Raw genomic sequence first — 23,189 nt, forward strand, 5'->3', positions numbered from 1 at the left:
TTAGAACAATGCGCGGTCTTTGTCGTAGCGGCGCACCGCGTAGTTGGCGAGCATGATTGTCGCGAAGCCGAGAATCGATTGATAGAAGCCGACCGCCGCCGACAGTCCGATTTCGTTGGACGTGGTCAAGGAACGGAAGACGAAGGTATCGATGACGTCCGTGTTCGAGAACAGCAGGCCGTTGTTGCCGACCATGTTGTAGAACATGCCGAAGTCGCCGCGGAAAATGTTGCCAATCGCCAGGAGCACCAGAATGATGATCGTCGGGTACAGGTTCGGGATCGTCACTTTGAAGATCCGCTGGAAGATGTTCGCCCCGTCGATCTCCGCCGCCTCGTACATTTCCGTATCGATGCTCGTGATCGCCGCCAGGTACATCACCGTGCCGTAGCCGAGCGTCTTCCAAGCCGATACGATGACGAGAATGACCGGCCAGTAGGATGGCGTGTTATAGATGTCGATCGGCTCCATGCCGAACGTCGTCAGGATCGAGTTGATCGTGCCTACGTCATAGTTGAACAGGTTGTACGCGATCGCGCCGACGACGACCCAGGAGATGAAGTACGGCAGGAACATGACCGACTGCGCGATTTTGCGGAACCACTTGCCCGCGACCTCGAACAGCAGAATCGCGACCGTGATCTGGAGCACGTTGTTCACGACGATGAACGCGATATTATAGAGCGCGGTGTTCCGCGTAACGAGCCAGGCGTTGCCGGACTCGAAGAAGAATCGGAAGTTGTCCAATCCGTTCCAAGGGCTGCCGAAGATGCCGCCCGTATGGTTGTACTGCTTGAAGGCCAGTACGATACCCGCCATCGGGACGTAGGCGAATACGAGGAAGAACAGTACGGCCGGCGCGAGCATGATCAGCAGCGCCCGGTTTTTCCTGATTTCCCCCCAAAGTCCATTCCGGTTCATCCGAATGTCTCCTCTCGTGTGTTGCTCTCTGTGTGTATAAGCTAATTATAGCGAGGGAGCGCTTTCGACAAGATTGAGGGGGGCAACTAAAAGTAGTACAAAAACAATGATTTGCGATTCGAAGTTTAGTTTAGAGTTGAGCGGGATAAAAAGACGGCACCCCAGGCTGAAATTAACCGGGATGCCGCAAGTTCCTTATAGATGTGTATCTTAACCTTTCTTATATGTAGGGTTAAGCCCCGAATGCCCGGGGCTTCCTCATATTAAGTGATTCCGACTTGTGCCGCCACATATCTACCGCGCCCGATACGCCTTCTCATACCGCATCACTTTCCGAAAAATCCGCTTATCCGGCAGCTTCCGGAACAAATACGGATCCGGCATCGTGTTCACCTCGAGAATCCACGGCTTGAGCGTGGCGTCCATGGCGATGTCGAGGCCGACCTTGTACACGCCGGGGAAAGCGTTCCGCAGCGTCCGGCCGGTCAAGACGCCGAGCTCGGCCAGCGACTTCAGCTTCGCGTCCGCCTGCTTGGCGTGCGGCGCGAGCAGCCGCTCTGCCGCGACGAGTTCGCCGCCGTTGTGCGCGTTCGTGACGATCTTCCGCTTGTCGGCGACGCGGCCGATGATGCCGGTCGTCTCCCAGGTTCCGCGAGGCGAGTATTGGGCCATGACGCGCAGATCGAACCGCCGGCCTTTATATTTCAACAGGTTGATGCCGCGCTGGACCAAATAGTTGCGCTGACGCGTCTCTCGCAAGAGCGCGGCATAGAGCGAATCGTAAGTACCGTGTTCCTTCACCTTCGTACCATGCTGGTACCGGAAAGCGCTGCCGAGTCGTTCCACCCGCATGACGCCGTTGCCCCACATGCCCTTCTCCGGCTTGACGTATACCATGCCGTATCGGTCCAACATGCGCTTCAGCGTCGACTTGCGCATCCGCGCCGTCTCCGGAATGCAGCGGGCGATGCGCGGCTCCTTGCGAAGCGCGGCGGTTTTCTTCCATTTGCTCCAGACATACCCGGGCACTCGTTCCACCTCTTCCCCCGACGTCCGCCTTCCGCGCCGCCGGGTCTAGATTGAAGCAGGCCGCTTCAGGCTATCCTATGCGATGCGCCATTCGCCTGACCGTCCATTTGCCCCGGGAAGACCAAAGGCAAAGACCCGCATCCTCCCGGACGCGGGTCCCCACTCATATCTTATGCTTCTTCCGGTACTCCCCAGGCGACATGCCGATCGCCTGCTTGAACTGCCGGTTGAAGTAAATGATGTTCTTATACCCGACACGCTCGGCAATCTCATACACCTTCAGCAGCGGGTCGCGCAGCAGCTCGCAGACGCGGTTCATCCGCCGCTCGTTCAGGAAATCGCTGAAGTGCTGGCCGGTATCTTCCTTAAACACGTGCCCCAGGTAGTTCGGCGTGAAATCGAAGTGCGCCGCGACTTCCTTCAGCGTGACGCGGTGCTCCAGATGGTCGTCTACGTAGCGGATGATCTCCTCGATCAGCTTCCGCTTCTGACGCTGCTTCTTGGCGTACAGCATCTCGGACAGCTCGAAGAATCGGCGGCGCAGCCAGGACAGCACGTCGCCCATCGTCTCGAATTGGAACAGCATGACCGGCTGATGCGATTCCCACTGGAGCAGCTCGTACAGGTTCTCGCCCTGCCGCTGCAAATCCGCGTGCAGCTTGGAGGTGATCCGGATGATGAGGTCATAAATTTCGCTCTTCCGGCTGCCGGAGACATCCCGGTTGAACAGCTGGAGCAGGCAATCGTCGATGGCGACGAGATCGTATTCGAGGATCGCCTCCAGCATCCGGTCGACGACCTCGTCGTCGCTTCCGGCCAGCGCCGGACGCGGCGAGGACGCCGCGCCGTCGCGGATAAGCCGGCTCTTGCCGAGCAACCACTTCGCGCTGATCGCCGCCTGCGCCTGCCGGTACGATTCGTGCAGCCCCGTCAGCGAAGTCGTATAATGGCCAAGGCCGACCGTAATCGTGAGCGGCGATCCGCCGCGCACATCGGCGATCAGCTCCTCCAGCATCGCCGTCAGCCGCTCCTCCGGCACGGAGGAGACGAGGATGAACCGCGAAGCGCCGCTCATGAGCAGCGTCCCGAGCGCCCGCTCCTGGACCAAGCCCGCGATCAATAGCTCGATCCGGCGCGCCGCGCCCGCCCGCTCTTCTTCCGGCACCCGCCACTCCAGATCGTCGATCTCCATCGCCGCCACGGTCGCCCCCGCCTGCAGGAACGGGTGCAAATAGTCGCGGATATGCGGCTCCACCGCGCCCCCATCGCCGGATTGGAACCATCGCAGCAGGAGCTCTTGACTGACGAGCGAGAGCGCCTCGGACATGGAGCGGTCCTGCTCGCGCTGCCGGCTCAGCTTCGCGTTCAACGTCTCGAGCATCTCGTGCAGCTCGTTGTCGTCGACCGGCTTCAGCAGATAGCCTGCCGCGTTCACCTGCATCGCTTCCTTCGCGTAGCCGAAATCCTCGTGCCCGCTAATGAAGACGATCTGCACGTGCGGATGCAGTTCTCTCACCTTTCGCGCGAACTCCAGCCCCGTCATGATCGGCATCCGGATGTCCGATAGAATGACGTCCACATGCTGCTCCTCCATCAGCTTGAGCGCCGCGAAGCCGCTGTTCGCCGTTCCCACGACCTGCACGTTCAAGTGGCTGCCCGCCACCCGCCGCCGCAGCCATTCCAGATCGATCGCCTCATCATCCACCAACAAAATATTCATTCTGTATGCACCTCGCTTGCTGTAATCCGCGTATTTCGCGTCCGCATGGCCGATCTATCCGCCGCTTGCATCCTCCGCGCCCGCCTCCTCGCGATGCTCGAACGGGAGCAGCAGCTGCACCGTCGTGCCGCCGCCGTAGACGCTCTTGATCGTGACGCCGTATTCGTCCCCGTAGCGCAGCTTGATCCGCTCGTTGACGTTCTTCAGCCCGTAGCTGTCCGACTGGCTCGGACCGACAAGCAGCCCCCGCACCGTCTCCGGCTTCATGCCGACGCCGTTGTCGATGACTTTCAGCTCGATCGACTGGCCGACCCGTCTGCCGGTGATCCGGATCGCGATCCGTTCCCCGAACCACGCATGCTTGAAAATATTCTCGACGAACGGCTGCAGAATGAGCTTCGTCACCTGCACGTCCTCGATGCCCGGTTCGATGTCGATGTAGACGGCGAATGCGTCGGCGTATTTCACCCGCTGGATGTCCAGGTACGTCTCCACCTGTTCGACCTCTTTGCCCAGCGGGATGAACACCTTGCCCGAATTGAGCGTCAGCCGGTAAAACTTCGCCACGCCCTTCACCATCTCCGTCACCTTGCGCGTCTCCCCGAGATTCGCCAGCGAGCTGATCGTCGAGAGCGTATTATATAGAAAATGCGGGTTGATCTGCGCCTGGAGCGCCTCGAGCTCCGCCTGCTTCTTGTGCAGCCCCTGCACGTACACGCGATTGATCAGTTCTTGAATGTTCGCGGCCATGACGTTGAACGCATCGGCGATCTGCACGAATTCGTCGCTGCCGCTGAACCGGATCCGCTTCTGGAAGCTGCCCTCCTGGAAGGAGCGGAGCATCTTGACGATGCGGTTCATCTTGCGTCCGGATAGCCTGGCCACGATGACCCCGATGAACGCCATGACGGCGAAGCTGGCCGCGCAGACGAGCATGATCGAATTGCGCAGCTTGCCCGCGTCCTTCTTCAAATACGAATACGGCACGAGCGTCTCGATCGAATAGCCCGTCCGCGGTATCGGCTCGATCAGCGTCAGCGAACGCTCCCCCAGGCTCGAGCTCGCTTCGCCCCGCTGGAACACGGTCCGACCGGTCGTCGTCTCCTGGAGCCGCAGCACGATGCCGTCATCGAGCGGGAACGCGTTGAAATCGCCGAGCAAATCGTCCAGCCGCGTCGTAATGCGCACGTAGCCGATGACCGTCAAGTAATCGCTGTACGACACCAGCTTGCGCAGATGCGAAATGTTCTCCAGCCGCTCGTCCGAGTCCAGCTGCACCCACGTATTGTCCTTGCCGGATTGGCGGAATTCGCGATAGCCTTCGCTCTCGGCCAACCGCTGCGCGGGAACGATGTAATAGTCGCTCTTCTGGATCGGCGCCGCCACCGGGTCGCCTTCGACCACGTTCAGATCGTCGTTCATCGTAAATAGCATAAGCCGCAAATTATTCCCGTACAGCTTGAGCGGCCCCTGCAGCTGCGGCACGATCTCGTCGAGCATCGTCCAATACATCTCGAGCGGCTCGCCGCGCGTCTGGATCGCCCGCTGGAACGGCACGCTGCTGAACAGCGTGTCCGAAATGCGCTGCATCTCGGACATTTTGTACGTCATATTGTTGCGCGACTGCTCCATCGCCGTGCGGATGTTCGTCTCCGCCATCTCGGTTCGCGATTGGATGAGCATCGTGTAAGAGATATAGCCGATCAAGATATCCGTCAACAGGACGAGAATCAGATAAGGCAGCATCATTTTGTACGTAAAAGGCATGTATCGCTTCATCTTCCGCGTCGCTCCCCGGCCGTTCGTATCCCCCGCGGTCTTCCCGGGCTTAGTATGCCCCGTGACGCCGCGAACGATGGAAATTGTTGCATTAGTATAACAAAACGTTGATGCCCTCATCTACAGCCGCATTATCAAAGCGCTTACAATTTGAGATGTCGGAAGGTCGCGACCCTAATAACCGATAAACTACCCCACCGCTCAAAAGGAGGAATCATCATGTCTCAACATTCGAAAAGGTTATGGAAGCCGTTCCTGCTGCTGCTCGCCGCGCTGCTGTTGACCACCTCGTTCCCGTATACCGCCGGTCAGCAAGCCGCCGCCGCGCCAACGTTCGCCAAAGGCGCCGATATTAGCTGGGTCGCCGGGATGGAAGCGCAAGGGTACAAGTGGAAGGACAAGAACGGCACGACGCGCGACATTTTGCAAATTTTGAAGAACGATTACCAAATGAACTCGGTGCGCCTGCGCGTCTGGGTCAATCCGAACATGAGCGACTACTTCAACGGCTACATGAACGCCGACACGGCGGCGAAGCTCGCCAAGCGCGCCAAGGACCTCGGCATGAGCGTCATGCTGACCTTGCACTACAGCGACTCGTGGGCCGATCCGGGCCAGCAGACGAAGCCGTATGCGTGGCAAGCCTATAATTTCACCCAGCTGATGGACGCGGTCTGGTCGCACACCGTCTACGTCATGAACACGATGAAGACTGCAGGCGTCACGCCGGATTGGGTGCAGGTCGGCAACGAGACGAACGACGGCATGCTGTGGAGCGACGGCCGGGCTTCGGTCAACATGAAGAATTACGCCTGGCTCGTCAACACGGGCAATAACGCGGTCAAGAGCGTGTTCCCGTCCACCAAAACAATCGTCCATCTGGCCAACGGCTACGATAACGCGTTGTACGTCTGGAACATCGGCGGCTTGATCGCCAACGGCGCGACCTTCGACATCATCGGCATGTCGCTCTATCCGAGCGCGTCGGATTGGAGCGCCAAGGTGACGCAGACGATCAGCAACGCGAACAACATGATCAGCCGGTACGGCAAAAGCATCATGATCTCCGAGATCGGACTCGACTACAATCAGCCGGCAGCGGCGAAGAGCTTCATTGCCGACATCAAGACGAAGGTACGCAGCATCTCCGGCGGCAAAGGCCTTGGCGTGTTCTATTGGGAACCGCAAGCGACGCCGGGCTACAACGGCGGCTATAACAAAGGCGCTTGGCAGGCCGACGGCAAGCCGACGATCGCGCTCGACGGTTTCTTGAACTAATCTCTTCATTGTAAAACGACCCTCGCGGCGCGCGGCATAGAGGCCAGCAACGAAAACCGATACTTTTTCAACGATTCGATGAAAAAGGGGAACCGCCGGGCCAGATTATAGTAGAAACGCAAAGAAGGCAGACCCCGCGGTCTGCCTTCTTTGCGCACGCCATCGAGGATGACCGTGCGCCAAGCTCTACTCGTCCAACATGATCCCCGCCACGCCCGCGCTGATGAGTCCCGCGACCGCTTCGATGACGGCCCGCGGCTGATGAATATGAATCGCATGCCCGTTATCAAGGTATCAGCTGCATGATTTCCAGCAGCGTGCGCGTCTTCTCCCGCTTGGTCGGCGTGCGGAACATCGAATCGACGTACGTATCCTTCACCCAGTCCTCGAACGGCTCGGACGTCTCCACCTCGTTCGTATCCGGGTTATATTCGATGCCGATGACCGACAGCTTGGACTGCGCGCGTTTGCCGGTCAAGCGCAGGACGGAGGCCATATTCGCCGCTTCGCCCGAACCGAGATAGGCCAGGATGCTATCGTGCGTCTCCTTGTATTGCGCCTGCAGCCGCGTGATTTCCTCGGCCGCCGCATTGTCCATCGCCGCCTGCTTCTCGAGCTCCCGTTCCCGGACCGCCTCCATCTCGTCGTCCGTCAGCGGCCGCGTCGGCTTGCCGAAGGATAAGGGATCATAGACGGACTCCGCCACGTAGGGGTAGCCGGTCCGCTTGGTCCAGACGCCGCCTCCTTTGCGCAAGATATGACCGATCGACGACGACGAGCCTGCCGTCGCATCCACGAGGCCATGGTAATCGTTGCCGCCCGGTCCCTTCCTGTCGGCAGCCATCGGGATCATGAAATCCGGCCGCGATCCGCGAAGATTGCCCGGCGTCGCTTGGATGTCGACGCCGCTCATGTTGGAGGAGGCGTAATCCTCGATGAGATAACCGCCCGGAGCGGATGGATGCACGCTGGCTCTGCCGCTGATATGATCCATCAGCTTGTTCTGGAAATTATCCGCGTGCCCGCTATAAGGGAACTTGGCGGCAACCTCCGTCACCTTCGTCCGGCCGGCGATGACGTCATTCACGACCTTCTGCACGTTATCTCGCGCCTTGTTGACGTGGCCGTCGATTTCTTTGGCTTTCGATCTCGCCCCTGCGATCAGTCCCGCCAACGCCCGATTCTGGTCATCGTTCAGCTCCTTCGAGACGACCGGCGGCGTCGGGGTCGGCACGTATTCGATCACCCGTCGCTGCATGACGGGCCCGCTAGCTGCCGCCCCCGGCTTCACGGCCTGATCCGCCGCCAGCTGAAGCAGCGCCTGGTTGCCGATCTTCCGCTGCAGGGCGTGCATCGCGTGGGATGGCGCAGCCGCCCTGCCGTCTCTGCCGCCGGGCGGCTGCGTCTGCGCGTGGCGGCCCTCGCGCTTGTACCTGTCCATGTCGTGCTTCATCCTCGTTTGCTCCTCGCGCCTTCTGTTTGCCATGCTTCTCTCGCTACTTCATATTGTAATCGGTTGTCGAATCATGCTAAACGGCTATATCGGAGCGCGTTCTGTCACGAGGATAGGCAACTAGGAGGAGCAGCGGGCGTCGGACCGGTCTCTGTCGGCGATTCGCGGCTTAATAACGCTCGAGAATCAGCTGCGTCTTGAGCGAATCGGCCGTGATGAGCCAGCCTTGGCTCTGCAAGTAGGCGATCAGCGCCGCGCGCTCCGATGCCGCCTCGGACGCGCTGTCCGTTTTGAACGAAATTTCCACGATATGTTCGGTACCTGTGCCGGCGGCATTGCGGATCGGCCAAATTTCCAGGTCGGTCTCCACGCTGCCGAACGCGCCTTCGTGCTTGCTTACCGCGATCGGACCGTGCACGCGGGAATTCTCCAGCGTATCTTCGCCCCAGCCGTCCTCGTTCCAATCCGCCAGCTCGCTGGGCATCTTGTCGACCGCGATGCTCCGCGCTTTCGATTCCGACGGCAGCGTCGTGCCGCTGTACCCCGATGCGCTTTTCGTCGCCTCGGTCGAAATGCTGAGCGTCTGCTTGCCGTAGTTCCAGTCGATCTCGGCTTCGAAATCTTCGTCGCCCGCGTCGAATCCGTCCTGATTCGCCTGCGTCAGCGCGGCGTTAATATCTCCGTTTACGATCGGGTACCGCTTCTTGTAATTGATCTCGAACTCGCTCTTGCTCGCCTTCTTGCGGAAGCGCACGTCCCAGCCTTCCCCGTTCAGATCCAGCTCGTCCGTATCGAAATACTCCACGCCGATCGCCGCAGCCGAGCCGAGACCGAACGCGCTCTTCAGCGCCGCGGTCGGCTTATGGTCGGAGCCCAGCACGAGATTCGGGTTCAGCAGCAGCTTCACCTCGTAGGTTGGCGTCATGTTCGCGCCGGCCGCCTGCGCCGGCTTCTGCGCCGGCAGCGCCGGGGCAAGCAGCGCCGCTCCCACCATCATTATCGCCACTCTCTTCGTCCATGTCCGTGTTTTCATTCCTTCAGCTCCCTTGTCGATTGGTTTCTCGCGTACAGGTTAAGCATAGAGGCGGCTTGTCAATCGGGAATGAAGGACGATCGGTTGTTGCATTAAAAATACAAAGAAAAACTATATACGCTCCAATACTTCCTTTGCGGGAGCCGGCGGCGAATCGGTCGTAGCCGGCGTCAAGTAGCTGATAAAATGATGCAGCAGCTCCGACGTATGCCGATCCCGGTTATACGCGCAGCAGATACTCCGCGCATATTGAAACTCGGGGATCTCTTTGGCGACGAGCAGTCCTCGCTCGACCTCGCTTTGAACGGCCAGCTTCGAGATGAACGACGCGTGGCCGCCCTGCATGACCGCCTGCTTGATCGCCTCCAGCGAATCGAGCTCCAGATGGCTCTGCGGCTTGATGCCCCATCGGGCGAGCCAGCGGTCGGTCATTTGGCGCGTGCTTGAATCTTTGCCGTGCAGAATCAGATTGGCGGTGGAGATAAGCGCGGGCGTAAGCGCCGGGTAAGCCTCGAGCGGATGGCCGGGCGCGCAGATGAGTACCAGCTTGTCCTCGCAGATCGTCCGCAGCGCGAGCGGCGGCAGTTGGAGGGGCTCGGTGGAGATGACGCCCAGATCGATCTCGTGCTGCATCAGCATCTGCTGAATGATCGGAGACGGCTTGACCGCCACCTGGACGGTAACGCCGGGAAAATGCGCCGCGAACCGGGTCATCGCCCGCGGCAGCATATAGGTAGCCGGCACGTAGCTGGCCCCGATCCGGAGCGTTCCCCGGGCAAGCGCGCCGAATTCGCCGACGACCCGCTCCGCCTCCGCCGCGAGCGCGTTGATTTTGGACGCGTAATGGAGCAGCGCCTTGCCCGCTTCGGTGAGGATGATTTTGTCCATGCGCGGCTCGAACAGCTTCACGCCCAGCTCCTGCTCCAGCGTCTTCATATGGTACGTGACGGTCGGCTGCTTCAGCCCGAGCAGGTCGGCCACGGCCGTAATGCGGCGGTGTTTGTCCACCAGCTCCACGATTTGAAATTTCAGCAGGTTGATGTTCACGCGGCGCCTCCTTTAGGTTCATCCGTTTAATCGTACGCTGGGGCTAGCTATCGACCGGAATCAAGCTCTTCCTCGCCGGTTGCTCCACTCACCACGCCGCGCACCGATAGTCCGCGTAGCGATTCCCGTGAACGGTCGCGCACGAGTAGGCCATCCGCCCGTTCAGCTCCACCAAGGTAAGCCGTAGACCGTGCTTCGCGCCCGTATCGATGCCGAGCATGCCTGCGCCCTGCCAGAGCTCGCCCGGCTCCGCGCCTAGACGGCGAGTCGGCGTGTGGCCGAACACGACCGTCTCCTCCCCCGTATAGGGCGTCGTCCAAAATTCCTCGCGGATGCCGACGAGATCGCCCGGCAGCTGCCGCTCCAGCGGCACGCCCGGACGCAGCCCCGCGTGGACGAACACGCAGCCGCCCTGCCGATGATAGAGCGGGAGCGCCTTGGCGAACTGCAGCAAAGCCTTGCTCACGAGTCCGTCCCCGCCGCTGCGGGCGCACCGCTCGAGCAGCGCGCATTCCATGTTGCCCGCCAGCGCGACGGCGCCTTCCGCCACCAATTCGCGGATCGTCCGCAGCGCCGCATAGGTCGCCGGGTCCGTGTCGATGTAATCGCCGAGCAGCACGAGCGCGTCATGGCCCGGCCGATAGTCCGCCTGCTTCAGCAGCAGCCGAAGCCCCTCGACGTGACCGTGTATATCCGAAATCGCAAATAAACGTGAGCTGCCCATATTACCCTTCCTCTTCGATTCGATAGATGAACGTGCGCGCCGCCTGCAGCAGCAGACGTCCGGCTGCGCCCGCAGGAAGCGGCTCTTCATGGAGGAACGTAAGCGACTGGTCTTCCGCCGTCCGGGCTAGTACCCGCCAATGGCCGCCCTCGAACACGCTGTGCACGATGCGGACAGGCAGCGCGCTCGCGCCCTTGGGCACTTCTGCCAACGTATCGGCCATAAGCGGCCATGCGGCCTCGCCGCCAGACGAACGAGCCTCGGCCAAAACCGCCGCGCCTGCCTCCCGGCCGTTCGAACGCCTCACGGAATCCTGCCCCGCCGCCGTTTCCGCTTGCGCGGAGGTCACAAGCTCGACGGCTTCCCCCGCACAGTCGGGATCCGGGCTCCACTGCGCCGCATCCGGCCGCCACAGCACCCTGGCTTCTTCCCCTGGTCTAACCGCTGCGCCGAGTGCCGGTGGTACGCCCTGGATCTCGGCGCCGTCCACCTGCAAGCTCGCATATTCGCCATGACGCAGCACCCTGCCGCGCAGCTGATTGCCCGCGCCGAGCAGCAGCGCCGCCGAACGGGTCGCCGGCCGCCTGTAGCAGGCCTGCGGCGTATCGATCTGATCGATGCCGCCGGCGCGCATGATGATGATCCTGTCCGCCATGGAGAACGCTTCGTCCGGGTCATGCGTAACGTGGAACACCGTCGTCCCCAAGCGGCGGAACAAATACGCCATCTCCGCCCGCATCTCGATGCGCAGCCGCATGTCCAGATTGGACAGCGGCTCGTCCAGCAGCAGCAGATCCGGCTTCGTCGCCAGCGCGCGGGCGATCGCTACCCGCTGCTGCTGCCCGCCGGAGAGCTGCGGCGGCAGCCGGTCCTCCAGTCCTTGCAGATGCAGCAGCCGTACCAGCTCCGCGATGTCCGAGCGGATGACCGCTTCCGCCTTCTTCTGCCTGCGCAGGCCGTACGCGATGTTATCGAACACGGACATGTGCGGCCAGAGCGCGTAATCCTGGAATACCATGTTCATGCCCCGCTTCTCCGGCGGGACGCTTCGCGAGGCGTTCGCGATGACCGCCCCTCGCATGCGGAGCTCGCCTTCGTCCGGCTGCGCAAGCCCCGCGATCAGCTGGAGCAGCGTCGATTTGCCGCAGCCCGACGGGCCGAGCACGCTGATGATTTCCCCTGCGTATACTTCAAAACCGACGCCCTGCAGCGCAGCCTGCTTACCATACCGCTTGCCGAGCCCGACCGCCTCCAATATCGGCTTCCTCATGCCGCCGTCTTCCTTTCCGTTCGTCGAGCCGGCCTCACGATGAGCTCCAGCACGAGTATGATGATGATGACAAGTCCCGCCCCGGTCAGCGTCGCCGCCGCGGCGTAGCCGAATTTCAAATCCTCGAACGCTTTGTTAATGACGACCGGCAGCGTCATGTAATTCGGCGGATAGAGGATCGAGGAGATCGCCAGGTCGAAGACGCTCGAGCCAAACGCGGTCAGCGCGGCCGACAGCAGCGCGCCCTTCGTAAGCGGCGCGAGAATCGTCCGCAGCCGAAGCGCGAAGCCCGCTCCTTGCATCTGCGCCGCCGCCAGCAGCTGGCCCGGCACCTGCGCCATCGCTCCGGTAATCATCCGGGTGACGACCGGGATCGCCCCCGCGATGCCGGCCAGCGCGAGAATCCACGGCGTGCCGTAGAGCAGCAAGCCCACATGCTCGAGCCAGGCTTGATTCCAGATGAAGATGTAGCCGATGCCCAGTACGATGCCCGGCACCGCCAGCGACACGAGCGTGATGGCGTCGATCGTCCGGCGGAACTTGAATTGCGAATACGTCAGCACGTAAGCGACGAGAAAGCCGATCAGCAGCGCGATAATCGCGGCGCCAGCGGCAATCTCGAGCGAATGCAGCAAACCGGTCAGCAGCGCGCCGTTCTCGTTGAACAGCGCCTTGTAGTGCGCCATCGTCATGCCGCCTGCCCCGGCGTCCGCGCTGCCCGTGAACGACATCAAGGCGTTGGAGCCGAGGGGGATGCCGATCGCTGCCGCCAGGAATAACGCGTTGCCGGAGGCCAGCAGCCAGCCGCCTCTTCTTGGTCGGCGCGGCTCGTTCTTCACCGCCCGCGAGGAGAGAAAATCGAATCGCGCCCTGCGCAGCGCCAGCAGCTGCACGAGCATGGCGAAGACGATGAGCAGCACGAGGTAGAACGACAGCGCTCCCGCCATATCGAACCGGATCGGCGACGTATAGAGCGCGCTGTAGATCGAATACGGCAGCGTCGGAAAACGGAACACGGTCGCGATCGAAGCCGGAAGGCCGAAATCGCCGACCGTATCCACGAACACGAGCATCGCGCCCGACGCGATGGCCGGCAGCAGCAGCGGCGCTTCGATCGTCCGCCACGCCGTCCACGGCGAGGCGCCGGACATGCGCGCGGCGTCTCCGAGGCGACTCGCCTTCCACGCGAGCGCCCCGTGAATCGCCAAATACGCAAGCGGGAATTTGCTCAGCGTCATGACCGCGATCAGTCCCGCCGGCTGAAAGACGAGATCATGCAGCCATCTCCAACCGAGCCAAGAAGCCGCCAGTCCGTCCGCGGAGGCGAACATGACCCAGCCTTGCGCCAAAATAAACGAGGGCGTCACGAGCAGCAGCCAAACGGCGATGTCCAGCAGCCGCGCGCCCGCGAACGCCCATCGGGCACGCACGGCGGCGAGTCCTCCGCCGAGCAGCGTCGCCAGCACGGTCGTGCCGACGCCGAGCAGCAGGGAGTTCTTCAAGGAGGCGAACCAGAGCGGCCGCTTGAAAATATCGAGCAGGAGCGACAGGTCGCCAAGCGCGAAGCGGCCGAAGAACACGCCCGGCAGCAGCACTTGGATGACGACGGCGGCAAGCGGAAGCAGGATGAGAACGACGAGAAGGGCCAGCATCAGCCAGCCCAACCGGTCGCCTTGTTTGAACAGGGCGCGCATCGCTTATTTCACCGCTTGATCCGCGAACCACTGCTTGATTTCCCCTTCGTGCTCGCCTGCCCATGCCGCTTCGGCCACGACCAGCTTGGCTTCGGCCGCGCGGTCCGCCTTCGCCTTCACGCCTTGCGCCGACGGCTCGAAATAACTCTCCTCGCCCTGGTCGATGAGCGCCTGCTGCGTCTTCGGATCGAGCAGGAACTCGACGAACGCCTTTGCCGCGTCGGCATGCTCCGTCTCCTTCTGGATCGCCGCGACGCGGACCGAAGCCGGCGCGCCTTCCGCCGGCCAGATGATGTCGACCGGCTCGCCCTTCGCCTTCAGCGTATACGCGTTGCTCTCCTGCAGCGCGGCCGCCTTGATCTCGCCGCCGGTCAGCGCCTTGGCGACATTCGGGTTCTTCGGATAGACGCGCAGGCCGTTCTTCATGAGGCTCTCGAAATACCCTTGCGCCGCTTCCGCGCCCTGCGACTGGAAGAACCACGCGACGAACGGGTACGCCGGCGCGGCGACGGCCGGATCAGCCATGCCCACCGCGTCCTTGAACTTCGCGTCCGCGAGCTCCTGCCACGTCTTCGGCGCGCTGGCCGCGTCGTACGCCTTCGTGTTGTACACGATAACCGAAGCCGCGTGCGCGCCGGTCGGATAATAGGCGCCGCTGGCCGGAATCAGGCCTTTGGCGAAGTCGGTCAAGCCCTCCTTGTTGGCCGGCGTCCAGTTCTCCAGCAGCTGGCCGTTCTTGCCGAGCTGGTCGATCATCGGCATCGCGTCCATCCACAGCACGTCCCAATGCGGATTGCCCTTCTCCGCTTCGATGCGGGAAGCGAGCTCCGCGCCGTTGCCGGTCACCAATTCCAGCTTGTAGCCGGTCGCTTCCTCGAACATCGGCTTGATGATCTCGTCGAAATCGTTCAAGTAGACGACGAGCGGCTCATCCGATTTCGGGGCGTTCGCCGATGCGTTCTCCGCCGTATTCGCGCCGGCCTCCGCTGCCGCCGCGTTGCCGCCCGCGCCCGTCGTGCTCGTCGACTCGTTGGCCGCCTGCGCGCCGCCGCCTTCCGCATTCCCGCTCGCGGCGTTGTTCGTGCTGCCGCAAGCCGACAGCGCCATGGTCAACAGAATCGCAGTCGCCAAGGTCATGCTTTTGTTTCGATAACGGTTCAACATCGTATACCCTCCCGATTGATCTTCCTTGTCCCTCTACACGTTAAGCGTACAGACGGAGTGTCACGCGATGATCAACGAGAAGCTAAGAGATTATTAAAAGAAGTTGATAGATATCGAGGATCGCATAGAATTTTTCTATACGCCGCGCCCCGGGGCACAGGAAGGAAAGTTACGAATTATCGGGGCGATGATGATTTTGACGGAGGCGCTGTCGAATATCGGCCGCTCAACGACGAACGAATCCACGGCTTCACGGAAAGCACGCCTACACCTTAACAATAAAATAACGGGACATCCCCCTGCAGCCCGCTATAATAATGCTTGCAGTCCAAATCGTTCCAATCGAAGGAGGAATACCCGTAATGAACAAATGGCTCCGGCTGATCGCCTCGATCGCCATGGCGCTGACGCTCGTCTTCGGCAGCGCCGCGTCGCCGCTGCTCCAGGGGAACCAGGTCGCCGAGGCGGCCGCGCTCGGTCCGACCGACTTCGCGGGCATCATCAATTACTTAAAGGCCAATGGCAAGCTGCCGCCCAACTTCCTGACGAAAAGCCAGGCGACGGCGCGCGGCTGGGTATCCAGCAAGTGCAATCTGGCGACAGTGGCGCCGGGCTACAGCATCGGCGGCGACGTGTTCGGCAACCGCGAAGGGTTGCTGCCAGCCAAATCCGGCCGCGTCTACTACGAAGCGGACGCGTACTACGTATCGGGCTGCCGCGGCTCGAAGCGCGTCGTCTGGTCGAACGACGGCTTGTATTACACGACAAGCGACCATTACGCCACGTTCACGAAATGGTAAGATAGGAACGGGACTTGCGCCGCCGGCGCAAGTCCCGTTTACTTCAGACATCATCCTTGAGGAGTGAAACCGATCATGACCGTATCCGAAATCGTTCTGGACGGCCGTACGCTGACGACCGTCGGCGACTTCCACGACCTGTTCCAGTCCCGCCTGCATTTCCCCGGTTACTACGGCCGCAATCTCGACGCGCTGTATGACTGCCTGCACGATTACGCTGCCCCGCCGCTGACGATCCGCTGGCTGCATTACGACGAAAGCGTGCGCCTGCTGGGCGAACGTGCGCATAGCATCGCGCAGACGCTGCGCGACGCGGCCGGCGAGATTAGCGGACTCGAGCTGGTGATCGAAGGCGCTTCCGAATAAGTCAGCTCCCCCGTATTGATCGGATCGAAGCCCCTAAACGACCGCGGTCGGTTGTGATGGCCCCTATGCCGGGCGTTTCACGGCGCGGCCGCGGCGGTGAATAGCGACTAGATGCGGCTGCCATCGTCCGAATAGCTGGCCGAGCCTTCGTAGCGGAGGACGGCTTGCGTCCCGTCCAAAGCGACGCGCATCCGCGCTTTTCCATGTTAACCCCCCTTTGCTTCATAGGCATGGATACATCAATCATATGGTAAAATAAAGGCATTGCCCAGCATCGAACTTCCGTTTCCCGGAAAGGAGGTCTTCCTGATGAGCCCAGCCAAACTGCTCAAGTGGCTTACCGGCGCAGCCGAGCTGTTCCTCGCCATTCCGATCCTGGGCGGCGCCATCGTCATCGCAAACGGCTACGTCCCGCTGACGATCATGTTCATCGCGCATGCGGTTACGCTGCTGCTGTCCATGAAAGAGCGCTCGTCCAAATACGGCTCCGTCTTCGGACTGCTAACCAGCCTGCTGGCTTGGATCCCGTTCCTCGGCTGGTTCATGCACGCCGTTGCGGGGATTCTGCTTATCGTCAGCGCGATACGCGGCGAGCGGTCGCATTACACGCGTCCCTAACGCGCAGCACAACGCACAACGGCCTCGCGGGCGACGATCGTCCGCGAGGCTGTTTCAATTCGGCCAACTTGTCCACCTCATCGGCCACGACGGCGAAGCCTTGCCGTGCTCGCCGGCCCGCACCGCTCTCCGAACGGTGCTCCGTCGCGACGGGATCGGCCAAGCGGAAAAAACCCGGCGAGTTCGCTCGCCGGGTTTTAGCTGCTGCACCATTCACCGACGGCGTTACGTTCTGCGGGCATGCCTTTCGGCCCATTCGAACAGGTCGGTGACCCATTTGGCCGCCAAACCGCCGGCATAATACAACGGCAGTAGATACCAGTACTCTATATTATAGCGCCAGAACAAATCGGCCGCGCCCAGCAGCGGCTTCACTCCAAACGTGAAAACGAGCGAAAGGAGCAGCAAATATAAATAATAATTTTTTCTTCGATTAATGGTCCACTGGTAAACCAGCATATAGGTCACCGGAATTAACGAGGCCTCCTGGCTAAAGCTCATCGACGGGAACGGCGTGAGGCGATACGGATAGGCCCACAGTTTATGCGCCGTCGCGTACAGATCGGAGTAGAATGCGATAATATGGATGGCGAATCCATAGAAGCCGATCCGGAGCGCCTTCGTGCGGTCAAGCTTCAGCGCCAGCACGACCAGCGGGAAGACAAGCATGGCAAGCACGACCCAGAACTGCCATGTCCCCATGCCCGAATAGGTTTCCCAATATTGAGCTTCTTTGCTCACATTAGCCGATAGCGCGTCCATGAGGTCCTTCAATGTTTGTTCCTGTGTATTATCCAAGTGGCAACCCTCGCCTTGCTTTCGTTGTAGTCGAAATTATTCTTTCCCGGCAATCCATTTTTACTCATCCAGATCGGACTTGTCCCCCAATCGAACGGTCGCGCGCAACAAAAACAGCCCTTCCGGAATTGGAAGGACTGCCTGTTCGCGGCAATTCGCCGCGTCTTACGGATTAATTTTGACTTTCTTTATAATGGGTTTCGTGCCGGTCACGGTCACCGCGCCGCCTTGAACGTCTTGCTGTTCGTCGGCCGTCAGTTCCTGCGCCAGATCGGACAACAATGCCTCGTCGGAAGATTGCTCCCGCTTCTCTTGTTCGGACATCCTAATTCCCCCTCAAGATAGATGACATAGATTAGACAAATTATACCACGACTTTAGAACTAGATACGAGCGTTTGATTTTAAAAAAACGAGCCGTTTTATCGGCTTCCTCGAAATTGGCGCAGCCTGCCCGCAGCCGCAACCGCGAACAACACAACCGCAGCCGCAAGCACGTACCACGCCATTCCTTGATCAAGCGCCTGCCGCGTCGTCCCGAGGAAATCGAGCCCGGACAATTTGTTCAGCGGCCCCACGTACCAAATCAGCAAATATACAACCTGGAACAGCTTCGCGCTGCCCGACCAGATGCCGAGCGCCAAGGCCAATCCGGGAATGAAAAGCTCTCCGGCCAGCAGCGCGAGCGCGTTGTCCCACGCGCCGACGAACAAGAAATGGACGAGCGCGCCGAAACCGCATAGAAAACTCACGACGATCCCCGCCAGCGCCAGCGCCAGGAACTGGTTGCGAATCGGATTCGCTGCCGTAAAGATCAGCTGCTGCGTCCGGTGCTGCGCTTCGCCCGTCCCCATGACGGACCAGATCAGGGCCGGCCAGACGAAGGTGAGCGGGACGATGATCTCCACGACCGCCTCGTAAGGCAGACTGACGCCGAGCACGATGAAAAGCAGCGCGATCCCATACCACCAGACGCGCAGCCCCTTCAGCATGAGACGCAGCTCCATCGCAAACGTGCGGAAGAGCTTCCTGCCGGAGGCAGTTCCCCCCGCATAAGGGGTCAGCTTGATCCGCATGCCGCTCTCTCCGGTCGTCTTCGCTTGAAGCGCAAGCTCCTCGCGTTCGGCCTGCAGCCGTTTGGCCCGCTTCTTGCTTCTGCCGCGGCTTCGCTTCGGGGCGTATTTGGCCTCGTCGAAACGATGGAAGAACAACGACGCGAGCGCGGCGATTCCGATCGCGACAAGCAGCCAAATGTACCGTTCGGCGAACATGGCGAAGGTCCAATCGACGCCCTGCCAGTCGTACGTGACGAGCTCGTTCTTCACCGGCGTGAAGCCGAAGACATGCGCTTCTGAGCCTGCCTTTCCCGCCACCGCATTCGCTTCGGCCGACATATCGTTCAGCACCGGCGAGATGCCCATCATGTCGGCGAGCGGCCGGGTGGCCGACGTCGACATGCGCAGCAGGCCGATCCAGACCATGAAATAGACGAAGTTGCCGAGCCCCTTGCGCAGCAGCGGGACGGATTCGAACAAGATCGCAAGCGCCGCGACCAGCGCCATCGTCGGCACGGCCGCGTACAGGAACGGGAGCAGCAGCTCCAGGGCGTTGACGGACCGTACCTCCCCGCGCAGGAGCTGCATGGCGAGGGCGGAGACGATCAAGACGCTGACGATGGTCAGCAAGAGGACGAAGCTGCTCCACATTTTACCTACCGTATAGAGCAGTCTTGTCATCGGCGTGGAAGCAAGAATTTGGCCGACCCCCGTTCGCGTATCGCGCTCCACCGCATCCTTCACCAGATAGAAAGCCGGCAGACTGAGCAGCATGGAGGCGAGGACGGCGACGGCGCTGCCAACCCAAGCGGAATCGTACATACCGCGCACGTCATCGATCGATAAGGATAAATAGCTATCCGAGCTGGACGGAATAAATTTATAAACGATGAAGACCGACGCGAGGACGGTGATGAGAAAGCTGTATCTGCGGGTTCGTTCGAGGAAGTCGGCTTTCATCATGTGGAACAAAATACGGGAGCGGTTCATGCGCCGGCCACCTGCTTGCTTGCCGCGATGTAATACAAGTAGGCGTCTTCGAGATTAGGGGCCGCGGGCACGCTCTCCGGCGCAGGCTGCGAATCGGCGATAACGCGGACCTTCACCCCTTCGCCGCTCTGCACGGTGCCGCTGATCAACAGCTCGCCGCGCTTGGCCACCCATTGCTCGCTCGTCATCATCCACTCCCATACCTTTCCTTCGGCCTCGGCCAGAATGGCGCTCGGGGAGGCCTGAGTAATGGTGCGTCCCTTATTGACGATCGCGATATCCGTGGCGGTCGCTTCGATATCCGATACGATATGGGTGGAGAGAATGATAATCCGGTCGCCCGACAGCTCGGCGAGCAGGTTGCGGAAGCGGATGCGCTCCTCGGGATCCAATCCGACCGTAGGCTCGTCGACGATGAGCAGCTTCGGATCGCCGAGCAGCGCCTGTGCGATTCCGACCCGTTGGCGCATCCCGCCGGAGAAGCCGTGCAGCGGCTTGTTGCGCGCTTCGTAGAGGTTCGTCAGATGCAGCAGCTCTTCAATGCGCTTCCGGGCGATGCGCGCGTCAAGTCCGCGCACGGCGGCCAAATAGTCCAGGAACTCCACCGCGTTCAAATTCGGATACACGCCGAAATCCTGCGGCAGATAGCCGAGCACGGCGCGCACCGCGTTCGGTTGTTGCACGATATCGACCCCGTTCCACGTGATTTTGCCGGACGTCGGTTCCGTGATTGTAGACAAAATGCGCATGAGCGTCGATTTGCCTGCTCCGTTCGGGCCGAGAAGGCCTAGAATGCCGGTGCGGATGTGCAGTGACAAATCGCGAAGACCATAAAAGTCCCCCTTATACTTCTTGCTTACATGCTCGATAATCAGCTCCATATGAGCTCCCCCCGGATCAAAGATCCATTATATGGCAAATAAAACTCGGATCATCTAATGATTGCATAGATTACATGCATCCTCAATAGCCATTTTTGCTAACGGAAGCCAGTTCTGGATATCCGATCGCAGACGCGAGATCTCTCCCCGCCGCCGGCAGGATAATGGTAGAATAGGAGGGCATGCACAACCGGATCCGAAGACGGAGGATAACGCGTGGATAACGAGAAGCAAACGTTCTGGCGCTCGTATTTGTCCGGGCTCCAGCTGAGCGTGGCGGTCGCCGCCTACACGAAGGTGCCGCTCACCTGGCGGGACGACGATTACGTGCCGGACATTAACAAGCTGTATTTCATCGAGGACGGGGAGGGCTACGTCGCGGTCGGCGATGACCGCTACTACCCGAAGCCGGGCAGCCTGTGCCTGCTGCCGGCCGAGCGGCGGCAGTCGTACGGCACGACCGGCGAGCAGACCTTCAGTAAGTATTGGTGCCACTTCACGGCGAAGCTCGGCGGCCTGCATCTGTTCCATGCGCTGGAGGTGCCGGTCGTCGTGCGGATCGACGATCCGCCCCGGCTGAAGGCGATGTTCGACCGGCTGATCGCCGCGCATCAGAGCCCGGATTGGACGGCCGGCATGCTCGAGCAGGCGGCCCTGCTCGAAATCTTGGCCGCTTTCCTCGAGCAATCCCGGCCAGTCGCGGCCGTCGCGTCGCCCGAAGGCGCAATCCAGAAGATGACCAGCGTGCTGGCGTATATCGAGGCGCATCTGGCGGATAACCTGACGGTCGAGGAGCTGGCGGCCCTGCTCCACTTTCATCCGAACTATTTCAGCCGCGTGTTCAAGCGGACGACGGGCCTGTCGCCGATCCAGTACGTGAACCGCAAGCGGATGGACAAGGCGCGGCACCAGCTCGCCTTCACCGGCATGAGCGTATCGGCCATCGCCCTGTCGCTCGGGATGGAGCCGACCTACTTCTCCCGGATGTTCAAGGAGCATACGGGCCTTGCGCCGAGCGAATACCGGGAGAGCTTCGCTTGAGCGACGAAGCGCGAACAGGGCCTCCCCCGTCACCATTGCGGATGACGGGGAGGCCCTTATGCGTTACGGATAGAACGTGCTGGCCGGCGTCGTGCTCGCGCACCACCTGGACTTGAACAGTTCCGCGATGAGCAGGTCCTTTGCTTCGGCCGTGCCGATGTAGCGCAGCGCTTCGGAAGCGTGAGCGCGCACGTAGCGGTTGTCGTCGGCGAGCGCCCCCGCCAGCGCTGGCACAGCCGCGCCGGCGCCCGGTCCGAGCTGCGCAAGCGACAAGCCGGCGGTGAAGCGAACCTGCGTGTCCGCGTCGGTCAGCGCGTCGGCCAGCGCCGAGACGACCGCAGCCTCCGGCGTGCCGATCATGCCGAGCGCCTCGGTCGCCGTGCGGCGCACCGGCGCGGACGGATGGGCGCACAGCGCGAGTAGATCCGGCAGCGCTTCCTTGGCCGCGTCGCGCAGCTCGCCGAGCGCGAACGCCGCGTGCCGGACCGTCTCCTCGCGACCGTCTTGCAGCGCCTGCCGCAGCCCCGGCACCGCCTCTTCCCCCGCAACGGACAGACCATAGGCGGCCAGCCTCGATGCGGCAGCATGCTCGCCCCGCAGTGCCAGCTGCAGCGCCTCTACGCCCGGCTTGCCGCAGCGCGCCAGCTCGTAGGCCGCATTCAGCGCGGCAGGCTCGAACGCGTCGGCAAGCCCAAGCTCAAGTTCCGCAATGTGTGCGGCATCCGCTTTACGCGTATTCGCCAGACTGCCGATTTGCCCGTGCAGCCAATTCCAATTCTCCTCCCACATCGCCTCGTGGCGAGCGATCGGCGCGCGCAGCCCGGCCGGTTCGCGCCATTGCCGCTCCTCGCTTGCCCAAGTAGGCGCCGTCGGCGCTTCCGTCCGCATGAATTCGAACTTCAACATATACCGCGGGCTGCCCAGCACATTCGGGGTCGAGCGGTGCCAGATGTCGTAATGGATCAGCGCGAACGTCCCCGCGCCGCCGCTGGCCACCTGCTCGTCTTCGGTATCGTCGGCCGCGAATGTGCGCGTCTCGTAGTTTTGCGTGCCCGGCATAACCCCCGTCGGCCCGAGCGCCACCGGCGTATCCTGCGGGAAATACATGATCATCGCCCACCATGGATGGTGATTGCGGATGCGCGAGTAGCCCCAGTAGCTGTCCTTGTGCCAGCCCCCGGCGACCGGCTGCGCGTTGTAATGCCCATGACGGTGCGCATGCAGCATGTAGTTGCGGCCCAGCACGCTCGTCAGCGCGCCCGTGATGACCGGATGGTCGAACACCTGCTGGATTTCGCGAACGCGCGGCAGCAGGTTATTGCCCGGATTGCCTTCCTCCTTGTAGATGGCGTCCAGCTCCTCCGTCAGTTTCCGGTGGAACGCTTCCGGGAAATCGGTGCGCAGAATGAGAAATCCTTCTGCGATAAAGGTCCTCATCTGCTCGTCGGTTAGCAATATCGGCGCTTGGCTCATGGCGGCTGCCTCCCTATGGGAATGGTGTTGTCGCTTTCACCTTGATTATAGGGATA

21 protein-coding genes are annotated in these 23,189 nt (G+C 61.3%); 5 read left to right on the plus strand and 16 right to left on the minus strand.

The genetic code is table 11. From position 1 onward, the window contains the following. The 4 genes from ACFSKT_RS10050 to ACFSKT_RS10065 all read right to left on the minus strand — a co-directional run bounded on the left by ACFSKT_RS10050 (position 1) and on the right by ACFSKT_RS10065 (position 5,449). Complete coding sequence (locus ACFSKT_RS10050; protein WP_377722599.1) at positions 1–921, minus strand: ABC transporter permease; 921 nt, start codon at positions 919–921, stop codon at positions 1–3. Between the two features lie 294 nt (positions 922–1,215). Continuing rightward, a complete protein-coding gene (locus tag ACFSKT_RS10055; RefSeq protein ID WP_377722600.1) occupies positions 1,216–1,950 on the minus strand; it encodes a YheC/YheD family protein in 735 nt (244 codons plus the stop codon). A 163-nt stretch (positions 1,951–2,113) separates the two neighbouring features. Next, positions 2,114–3,670, minus strand: coding sequence for a response regulator (locus ACFSKT_RS10060; RefSeq protein WP_377722601.1), 1,557 nt, complete (start codon positions 3,668–3,670; stop codon positions 2,114–2,116). Between the two features lie 54 nt (positions 3,671–3,724). Beyond that, a complete protein-coding gene (locus ACFSKT_RS10065) occupies positions 3,725–5,449 on the minus strand; it encodes a sensor histidine kinase (RefSeq protein WP_377722602.1) in 1,725 nt (574 codons plus the stop codon). A 219-nt stretch (positions 5,450–5,668) separates the two neighbouring features. On the opposite strand from ACFSKT_RS10065, the gene ACFSKT_RS10070 reads away from it, so the two are divergent. Then, positions 5,669–6,727, plus strand: coding sequence for a glycoside hydrolase family 53 protein (locus ACFSKT_RS10070; RefSeq protein ID WP_377722603.1), 1,059 nt, complete (start codon positions 5,669–5,671; stop codon positions 6,725–6,727). Positions 6,728–7,013: 286 nt separating this feature from the next. Here ACFSKT_RS10070 and ACFSKT_RS10075 read toward each other — a convergent pair whose 3' ends face one another. The 7 genes from ACFSKT_RS10075 to ACFSKT_RS10105 all read right to left on the minus strand — a co-directional run bounded on the left by ACFSKT_RS10075 (position 7,014) and on the right by ACFSKT_RS10105 (position 15,112). Then, complete coding sequence (locus tag ACFSKT_RS10075; RefSeq protein ID WP_377722604.1) at positions 7,014–8,180, minus strand: hypothetical protein; 1,167 nt, start codon at positions 8,178–8,180, stop codon at positions 7,014–7,016. A 169-nt stretch (positions 8,181–8,349) separates the two neighbouring features. Further along, a complete protein-coding gene (locus ACFSKT_RS10080; RefSeq protein ID WP_377722605.1) occupies positions 8,350–9,213 on the minus strand; it encodes a hypothetical protein in 864 nt (287 codons plus the stop codon). A 111-nt stretch (positions 9,214–9,324) separates the two neighbouring features. Continuing rightward, positions 9,325–10,260: a LysR substrate-binding domain-containing protein gene (locus ACFSKT_RS10085; protein WP_377722606.1), complete on the minus strand. Its 936-nt coding sequence runs from the start codon at positions 10,258–10,260 to the stop codon at positions 9,325–9,327. 88 nt (positions 10,261–10,348) lie between these two features. After that, complete coding sequence (locus ACFSKT_RS10090) at positions 10,349–10,984, minus strand: metallophosphoesterase (protein WP_377722607.1); 636 nt, start codon at positions 10,982–10,984, stop codon at positions 10,349–10,351. A 1-nt stretch (position 10,985) separates the two neighbouring features. After that, on the minus strand, positions 10,986–12,254 hold the full coding sequence (locus ACFSKT_RS10095) for an ABC transporter ATP-binding protein (protein ID WP_377722608.1): 1,269 nt from the start codon (positions 12,252–12,254) through the stop codon (positions 10,986–10,988). Then, complete coding sequence (locus ACFSKT_RS10100; protein ID WP_377722609.1) at positions 12,251–13,948, minus strand: ABC transporter permease; 1,698 nt, start codon at positions 13,946–13,948, stop codon at positions 12,251–12,253. Before ACFSKT_RS10100 ends, ACFSKT_RS10095 begins: the two co-directional genes overlap by 4 nt. Before the next feature lie 3 nt (positions 13,949–13,951). Beyond that, on the minus strand, positions 13,952–15,112 hold the full coding sequence (locus tag ACFSKT_RS10105; protein WP_377722610.1) for an extracellular solute-binding protein: 1,161 nt from the start codon (positions 15,110–15,112) through the stop codon (positions 13,952–13,954). A 362-nt stretch (positions 15,113–15,474) separates the two neighbouring features. Here ACFSKT_RS10105 and ACFSKT_RS10110 point away from each other — a divergent pair, with 362 nt between their 5' ends. From ACFSKT_RS10110 to ACFSKT_RS10120, 3 genes are all read left to right on the plus strand, one after another. Then, the gene (locus tag ACFSKT_RS10110) at positions 15,475–15,912 is read left to right on the plus strand and encodes a ribonuclease domain-containing protein (RefSeq protein WP_377722611.1); all 438 of its coding nucleotides are present in this window, start codon (positions 15,475–15,477) and stop codon (positions 15,910–15,912) included. 75 nt (positions 15,913–15,987) lie between these two features. Next, positions 15,988–16,278, plus strand: a complete 291-nt coding sequence (locus tag ACFSKT_RS10115) for a barstar family protein (RefSeq protein WP_377722612.1) — start codon at positions 15,988–15,990, stop codon at positions 16,276–16,278. A gap of 309 nt (positions 16,279–16,587) precedes the next feature. After that, positions 16,588–16,896 (plus strand): hypothetical protein, encoded by a 309-nt coding sequence (locus ACFSKT_RS10120; protein ID WP_377722613.1) that lies wholly within the window; start codon positions 16,588–16,590, stop codon positions 16,894–16,896. A 225-nt stretch (positions 16,897–17,121) separates the two neighbouring features. On the opposite strand, the gene ACFSKT_RS10125 is transcribed toward ACFSKT_RS10120, so the two are convergent. From ACFSKT_RS10125 to ACFSKT_RS10140, 4 genes are all read right to left on the minus strand, one after another. Next, positions 17,122–17,694, minus strand: coding sequence for a CBO0543 family protein (locus ACFSKT_RS10125; RefSeq protein WP_377722614.1), 573 nt, complete (start codon positions 17,692–17,694; stop codon positions 17,122–17,124). A gap of 165 nt (positions 17,695–17,859) precedes the next feature. Next, positions 17,860–18,018, minus strand: a complete 159-nt coding sequence (locus ACFSKT_RS10130) for a hypothetical protein (protein WP_377722615.1) — start codon at positions 18,016–18,018, stop codon at positions 17,860–17,862. Between the two features lie 97 nt (positions 18,019–18,115). Beyond that, on the minus strand, positions 18,116–19,738 hold the full coding sequence (locus ACFSKT_RS10135) for a hypothetical protein (protein WP_377722616.1): 1,623 nt from the start codon (positions 19,736–19,738) through the stop codon (positions 18,116–18,118). Continuing rightward, positions 19,735–20,619, minus strand: a complete 885-nt coding sequence (locus ACFSKT_RS10140; RefSeq protein WP_377722617.1) for an ABC transporter ATP-binding protein — start codon at positions 20,617–20,619, stop codon at positions 19,735–19,737. Before ACFSKT_RS10140 ends, ACFSKT_RS10135 begins: the two co-directional genes overlap by 4 nt. 216 nt (positions 20,620–20,835) lie before the next feature. Here ACFSKT_RS10140 and ACFSKT_RS10145 point away from each other — a divergent pair, with 216 nt between their 5' ends. Then, positions 20,836–21,660 (plus strand): helix-turn-helix domain-containing protein, encoded by an 825-nt coding sequence (locus tag ACFSKT_RS10145; RefSeq protein WP_377722618.1) that lies wholly within the window; start codon positions 20,836–20,838, stop codon positions 21,658–21,660. Positions 21,661–21,723: 63 nt separating this feature from the next. Here the strand turns inward: ACFSKT_RS10145 and ACFSKT_RS10150 are convergent, their stop codons facing one another. After that, positions 21,724–23,133: a HEAT repeat domain-containing protein gene (locus ACFSKT_RS10150; RefSeq protein ID WP_377722619.1), complete on the minus strand. Its 1,410-nt coding sequence runs from the start codon at positions 23,131–23,133 to the stop codon at positions 21,724–21,726. Positions 23,134–23,189: the final 56 nt, after the last annotated feature.

Source organism: Paenibacillus xanthanilyticus (assembly GCF_042682185.1).
Taxonomy (GTDB): domain Bacteria; phylum Bacillota; class Bacilli; order Paenibacillales; family Paenibacillaceae; genus Paenibacillus_Z; species Paenibacillus_Z xanthanilyticus.